The organism is Azospirillum sp. B4, assembly GCF_000333275.1.
Taxonomy (GTDB): Bacteria; Pseudomonadota; Alphaproteobacteria; order Azospirillales; family Azospirillaceae; genus Nitrospirillum.
In genome coordinates, this window is the sequence record NZ_BACU01000024.1 from 1 (window position 1) to 5,841 (window position 5,841).

9 protein-coding genes are annotated in these 5,841 nt (G+C 67.1%); 4 read left to right on the plus strand and 5 right to left on the minus strand.

Annotation, left to right across the window (positions count from 1 at the left end; all coding sequences use genetic code 11):
• The first annotated feature begins 320 nt into the window (after window positions 1–320).
• Window positions 321–848, plus strand: a complete 528-nt coding sequence (locus I55_RS00900; protein WP_044558542.1) for a helix-turn-helix domain-containing protein — start codon at window positions 321–323, stop codon at window positions 846–848.
• 27 nt (window positions 849–875) lie between these two features.
• On the plus strand, window positions 876–1,184 hold the full coding sequence (locus I55_RS00905; RefSeq protein ID WP_044558543.1) for a hypothetical protein: 309 nt from the start codon (window positions 876–878) through the stop codon (window positions 1,182–1,184).
• 16 nt (window positions 1,185–1,200) lie between these two features.
• Here the strand turns inward: I55_RS00905 and I55_RS00910 are convergent, their stop codons facing one another.
• From I55_RS00910 to I55_RS00930, 5 genes are all read right to left on the minus strand, one after another.
• A complete protein-coding gene (locus I55_RS00910; protein ID WP_307718687.1) occupies window positions 1,201–1,719 on the minus strand; it encodes an MmcB family DNA repair protein in 519 nt (172 codons plus the stop codon).
• Window positions 1,720–1,724: 5 nt separating this feature from the next.
• Entirely contained in the window at window positions 1,725–2,228 is a 504-nt protein-coding gene (locus tag I55_RS00915; protein WP_044558544.1) for a hypothetical protein, read from the minus strand.
• Window positions 2,228–2,776: a hypothetical protein gene (locus I55_RS00920; RefSeq protein WP_148293513.1), complete on the minus strand. Its 549-nt coding sequence runs from the start codon at window positions 2,774–2,776 to the stop codon at window positions 2,228–2,230. The genes I55_RS00915 and I55_RS00920 overlap by 1 nt, the downstream gene beginning before the upstream one ends.
• Before the next feature lie 189 nt (window positions 2,777–2,965).
• The gene (locus I55_RS00925; RefSeq protein WP_148293514.1) at window positions 2,966–3,283 is read right to left on the minus strand and encodes a hypothetical protein; all 318 of its coding nucleotides are present in this window, start codon (window positions 3,281–3,283) and stop codon (window positions 2,966–2,968) included.
• 194 nt (window positions 3,284–3,477) lie between these two features.
• Window positions 3,478–3,663 carry a zinc-finger domain-containing protein gene (locus I55_RS00930; protein WP_044558547.1) on the minus strand — a complete coding sequence of 62 codons (186 nt, stop codon included), beginning with the start codon at window positions 3,661–3,663 and terminating at the stop codon, window positions 3,478–3,480.
• Between the two features lie 282 nt (window positions 3,664–3,945).
• On the opposite strand from I55_RS00930, the gene I55_RS00935 reads away from it, so the two are divergent.
• Together I55_RS00935 and I55_RS00940 are read left to right on the plus strand one after the other, a co-directional pair.
• Window positions 3,946–5,007: an ATP-binding cassette domain-containing protein gene (locus I55_RS00935; RefSeq protein WP_376739160.1), complete on the plus strand. Its 1,062-nt coding sequence runs from the start codon at window positions 3,946–3,948 to the stop codon at window positions 5,005–5,007.
• A partial coding sequence (locus tag I55_RS00940; RefSeq protein ID WP_049973713.1) for an alpha/beta fold hydrolase occupies window positions 4,991–5,841 on the plus strand: 851 nt, incomplete at its 3' end. The genes I55_RS00935 and I55_RS00940, both read left to right, overlap by 17 nt.

The following is a 5,841-nucleotide window of genomic DNA, read 5'->3' on the forward strand; positions in this document are numbered from 1 at the left end:
CTTATGAGGAAATCGTGAGGGCACGGGCCCATCGTTCCAGGCCCGCCGCCTTCCTTTCTGGCCAGGGGTGAATTGCGCGCACAAGTATGGATCATCGGAGGTTGAGGCAGACAAAGTTGTTGGGACGATTCCCCTTTTGTACTGCTACGACTCATCCCCCTACTCCATCATCTACAGCGTCACCGACGACAGCGGCGGCGGCGCGGAGGTCACCGTTCTTGGCATCGTTCCCTTAGATCAAGCACCGGCATTTCTTCAGGCGCAGGCTCGCGTTCGTCGTGCCGCCATGCCCTAAGTCATCTTTTCGCAGGAATTTCGTGATGACCGATTTCAAGAAGGCTTCCGGACGTCGCCATGCCCGCTCCGCCGATGAGATCATCGGCAATGATGGCGACTTCGCCACGCTGGTGCAGGAAGCGGAGGACGTCATGGCGGGGGCCCGCCTGATCAGGCACGCGCGGCAGGCTGCGGAGCTGTCGCAGACCGAATTGGCCAACCGCTTGGGCGTCAGCCAACCCCGCATCAGCGATCTTGAGTCTGGGCGGGGAACGGAGGGAGTCACCTACGCCCTTCTGCTTCGTGTCATCCGCGCCTGTGGTTTCGAGCCGCATTTCCGTTTCCGGCGCCCGGATGCAGAGGTCGCGGCGGTTCCCGCCTCAATGCAGGAAACGGAAGCCGTCTACCTCAAGCTGGTCGGGACGGACCTCTTGAACATGATGGACGTAGTGCCCCTGAACTGGTCGGCCCTTGAGTCCCATGCCCAGGTCTACACCGTCACGGAATACGAAACCGGGCTCGAGGAAGCCGTCGCGATGTCCCCTCCAACGCCGACATTGAGCCGGCGCTGACCCCCGGCTTGGGAGAAAGGCGACACCATGACGGACGCACTGGGGTGGTGGGCCACATTCCTGTCTTTACTTGGATCCATCCTGCTGATGCTGCCCATGTTCGATCTTTTGCGGACGCGAGAGGCGCTGGAGGATCTTGAGGATAGGCCCGGTCTGGATGACAAGACCCGCGAGGCCAACGCCGTCTCCCGAAACAATCTCAAGAAGCGTGCCGTAAGGGGGCGACAACGGCTCCGCCTGTTCGGTGGCTGGGGGGCGGCCTTCCTTATCCTGGCGTTGGCACTGACGGGCATCCAAGGCCTGTTTTTGCCCGAACGGCTGCTTTATTTTTTCTGAGGCCCCAAGCATCCAGTTAGAACGCCGTCGGCCGGGGGTCTTCCACCTGGTGCAGGCGTTGGAAGGCCTGCATGGCCACGCGCAGCAGCAGGGTCTTGCGGCGGGCGGCGTTCAGCTTCACCTCCGGCCCCTCCCGCAGGATTTCGGCACCATAGCCGTCGGCCACGATCAGACCGCATTCCGCAGGAATCAGTTCCTGGGGGAAGTCCTCGCCCACGGCGAAGTAGAAGCGGTCGCAGAATTCCAGGTAGTCGCCCCATTTGTGGTCGGCGCGGAAATCGGCGACGGAGCTTTTGATCTCCACGATGGTGACGGTGCCGTCGCCGGCCAGGGCCAGGATGTCGGCGCGGCGGTTATTGGCCAGCGGCACCTCCAGCATGGAGCGCATGCCGTGGTGGACCAGCATGCGCCGCACGCCACGGGCCAGCAGCAGGGCGCGTTCCATGCCCGGCCGGCCGAAGAAGGGCGGCACGGTGGCGGGGATGACGAAGGAGGCGGCGTCATCATCCACCGGAGAATCAGGGGGCTGTGCCATGGCCGTCAGCCCCGCTTGAAGCGCTCCACCTTCTGGACGCGGAAGCCCAGGCTGGTGGGAAAGCGCTGTTCCGCGCGGAAGCGCGCATCGCGATCGGTGGTGGCACCGAACAGATAGAGCCGGCCACTGGTATCGCCGTCATTGGCCGCCTGCACCACCGTCACCTCCCACAGCCGGCCATGCACCAGAACGGCCTTGTCCGGAACGGTGATGCGGCGGCGGGGGGCGGATTGCAGGTCGCGCAGCTTGGCGTCGGCCTCCGCCCGGACCACGCGCAGGGCGGCCACCGCCTCTTCCAGCGTGGCGACCTCGCGGGCGCTGCCCTCGGCCGTGGCCTTGGCATCGTTGGCCGCGGCGGTGACGTGCCCCAGCTCCTCCTCCAAACGGCCCAGGCGGCGCTCGCGCAACCGGCGGTCATCCTCGATGCTGCGGGCCGTCAGCGTGAACTGGATCAGCGAATACATCAGCAGGACGATCAGGCCGATATTGGCAAGCAGCGCACCCGACATCAGGAGGCCACCAGCTGCGGGGCCGGCGCATCCTGCGTCTGCAGCATCGACAGGGTGAAGCCCGCCGTCTCCGGGAAGGCTTGGCGGGCCAGACGCAGGGCCTCCGCTTGGTTCTCGGCCCACACCTCCACCTGGTGGGGACAGCCGCGCAAGTGGCTGTGGGTGGTGGCCGTCTGGTTCACGGTCAGGGTGGCGCCCAGCGACAGGCTGCCGGTGTAGAGGCGGCGGCCGGCCCCGGCCTCCCCCACCTCGTGGATCAGCTCGAAATTGTCGGCCTGGGCGGCCAGCAGGCGGCGCTGGGCTTCCGCCAACTGGTTCTGGATCATGCGCCGCTCTTCCTCCAGGTCGCGGGTCCGGGCCTGGTTCTGCTCATGCGCCTTCACGGCCCCGTCGAACGAGGCGCGGGTCTTGGCCACACGCCCCTCCATCTCCGCCACGGCGTTGCGGGTGGCGTACAGCAGCGTCTGGCGGAACAGCACCATGGCGACCATGCAGACCGCGCCCAGCAGCGCGATCACGAACAGGGTGATGCTGAATTCCTCAAGCACGACGGCTGCCATCCTTTCGGCGTTTCAATGGAGTCTATCATTTCAGACAATTTTCGCAAATTGCCCCGGATCACCGCCAAACCTAAGCCACCCTGCATACCAGGTCGGCCGTTTACAATTGGTTATCATGGGCAACCGTAGACGGCACCCAGCCCAAAAGCAACCTGAACGAGAGAACGTACGCGAATCTCACGCGGCGTTTTGCGCAAAGCCACGGCCGGCGATTTCCGCCAGGAAGGCGCGATCAACGGCGGGATAGCGCGACGGCATCTCCCGCTCAATGCTGTCCAGCAGGGCGCGGGCGGCCGACCGGCCATTGATCTCGGCATACAGCAGGAACCAGGCGGCGTAGGTGCGGCCCAAGCCCACGGCAGCGGGACCGATGGCAACATCCCCATCCGTGGGCATCACCCAATAGCCCAGCGCGCCGTCACGCCGCAGGCCCACGAAGGGCAGCTTGGCCAACGGCAGGCGGGTGGGAGTCGATTGGGGATGAACGGGGGCCATCAGTCGCCAGTTCGAGGGGAATGAACGCAGGCAGACCCCACCCCTTGCGGCCAAGGGTCGATAGCCTACCGACCCTGGTATATCGCGGCGAATCGCGCACCGCTATCGATGCGGAAGAATAGGTTCCTTGAGGGAGCGGGCCAATAGGACTGGCACCGCTCTCATGGGGAAGGGCCGCCGCCGGCCCTGGGCGGTCAGTGGCCGTGGCCGCCCTTGGTCTTGCCGGCCTCGGACAGGATGTAGTGGCGGCCGCAGTAGGGGCAGTCGATCTTGCCTTCCTTTTCCATGGTCAGATAGACCAGGGGATGGCCCAGCGCGCCGCCCCCGCCATCGCACCCGACGGACGGGGTATCGACATAGATCGTCTCAATCGGCTGCATGGCCCTGGGCGCTCCATAAAATAAGATCCGGGGCGGAACGATCGTCCCGCCGACGCCCGGATCATAGCCAAGCGCGCCGCCGGATCAAGCGTGAGGCGGTGGGCGGCATTCTTACCGGATATTCCATGGGACCGACCTCCTTGGTGGGGGGTGTGACGGCCGTGGTTGACCATGAACAAGCCTGGGGTGTACGCCTTTTTCAGCCCGGCTTGGTTGGGCCTCCGCTTCGTTCGGCCCCCCCAAGCGTCTCAGGCCCCGCCACCCATGGACCGTCCCGATCCCATGCCCGACACGCGCGCGCCCGATACCCACCCCGCACCGTCCACGCCGACACCGGCCGGCCCGACACCCGCCGCCCCAACACCCCCCGCCCCAACACCCCCCACTGGCGCCCAGCCCGCCCTGGCGATCGAGCTGCGCGGCCTGACCAAGACTTACAAGGCCAGCGGCAAGGCCCCGGCCAAGCTGGCGCTGAAAGGCATCGACCTCGCCATTCCGCGCGGGTCGGTCTACGGCCTGCTGGGACCCAACGGCGCCGGGAAGTCCACGATGATCAACATCCTGGCGGGCCTGGTGACCAAGAGCGGCGGCACCGCCAAGATCTGGGGCATCGACATCGACCAGGACCCCCGGGCCGCCCGCGCCGCCATTGGCGTGGTGCCCCAGGAACTGAACATGGATCCCTTCTTCACACCGCGTGAGCTGCTGGATCTACAGGCCGGCCTGTATGGGGTGCCCAAGCGGGAGCGGCAGACCGAGCGCCTGCTGGAGGCGGTGGGGCTTAAGGACAAGGCCAACGCCTATGCCCGCACCCTGTCGGGTGGCATGCGTCGCCGCCTGATGGTGGCCAAGGCCATGGTGCACACACCGCCCGTGCTGGTGCTGGATGAGCCCACGGCCGGCGTGGACGTGGAACTGCGCCAGTCCCTGTGGGCCCATGTGCGCGAGTTGAACCGTGCCGGCACCACCGTGGTGCTGACCACGCACTATCTGGAAGAGGCGCAGGAGCTGTGCGACAGCATCGCCATCGTCAACCACGGCCAGGTGGTGGCGTGCGACAGCACCGACCGTCTGCTGCGGACCCTGGACCGCAAGGACCTGGTGGCGGTGGTGGACCAGGATCTGACGGAGGTGCCGTCCACCTTGGCGGGCTTCGAGGTCGCGCTGAAGGGCCGGCAGTTGACGGTGCAGTACCCGCCCAGCCGCGTGAAGGTGGGGGAGGTCCTGAACGCCATCGCCGCCGCCGGCCTGACCATCGTCGACCTCAGCACCAAGGAATCGGACCTGGAGGACATTTTCCTTCAGCTGACCCGCGCACCCGCCGCCGATGACGGTTCGCGCTGAGGCACGCTTCCATGACGGATGGCGCCCGCAGCCGGCACCCCGCCGGTGGGGCGCCGTCCTGTTTCGCCTGCTGGTCTGCCTGATAGGCGCGTTGCTGCCGGCCTGCGCGCCAACGACGCGCCCAGCCCCGCCGCCGGTCGCGGCCGCCCCCCACCTGGGCGAAGCCGGCATCACCGCCCGCGACGGCGCCGTGCTTCCCACCCAGTCGTGGCTGCCAGCCGGGGGCCCGCCCCGGGCCGTCATCCTGGCGTTGCACGGCTTCAACGACTACGCCAACAGCTATGACGCGCCTGGCCGCTGGTGGGCGGAACGGGGCGTCGCGACCTACGCCTACGACCAGCGCGGCTTCGGCCGCAACCCCAGACCCGGCGTATGGGCCGGCGGGGACGTCATGGTGCGCGACATGTGGGACGCAGCCGCCGCCCTCCACGCCCGCTACCCCGACACGCCGCTGTTCCTGACGGGGGAGAGCATGGGCGGGGCCGTGCTGCTGGTCGCGCTGGCGGGGCACGCCCTGCCCCCCGGCTTCAAGGGCGCCATCCTGACGGCCCCCGCCGTCTGGTCGCGCGGCACCATGCCCTTCTACCAGCGCTGGGCCCTGGCCGTGGCCAGCTGGGCCGTGCCGTGGATGAGCCTGACCCCGCCGCGTGGCCTGATCCACGTGCAGGCGTCGGACAACATCCCGATGATGATCGCGCTGGGTCGCGACCCCCTGGTGGTGAAGGCGACCCGCATGGACGCGCTGGGGGGCCTGACCGACCTGATGGACGCCGCCATGGCCGCGACACCCAATTTCAAGGTGACATCGCTGGTGATGTACGGCCAGCATGAGGA

What these genes read in the sequence shown, in the direction of transcription:
- I55_RS00900 (WP_044558542.1), top strand. Translation starts at nt 321, where the DNA reads ATGACCGATTTCAAGAAGGCTTCCGGACGTCGCCATGCCCGCTCCGCC.
- I55_RS00905 (WP_044558543.1), top strand. Translation starts at nt 876, where the DNA reads ATGACGGACGCACTGGGGTGGTGGGCCACATTCCTGTCTTTACTTGGA.
- I55_RS00910 (WP_307718687.1), bottom strand. Translation starts at nt 1,719, where the DNA reads ATGGCACAGCCCCCTGATTCTCCGGTGGATGATGACGCCGCCTCCTTC.
- I55_RS00915 (WP_044558544.1), bottom strand. Translation starts at nt 2,228, where the DNA reads ATGTCGGGTGCGCTGCTTGCCAATATCGGCCTGATCGTCCTGCTGATG.
- I55_RS00925 (WP_148293514.1), bottom strand. Translation starts at nt 3,283, where the DNA reads ATGGCCCCCGTTCATCCCCAATCGACTCCCACCCGCCTGCCGTTGGCC.
- I55_RS00930 (WP_044558547.1), bottom strand. Translation starts at nt 3,663, where the DNA reads ATGCAGCCGATTGAGACGATCTATGTCGATACCCCGTCCGTCGGGTGC.
- I55_RS00935 (WP_376739160.1), top strand. Translation starts at nt 3,946, where the DNA reads ATGCCCGACACGCGCGCGCCCGATACCCACCCCGCACCGTCCACGCCG.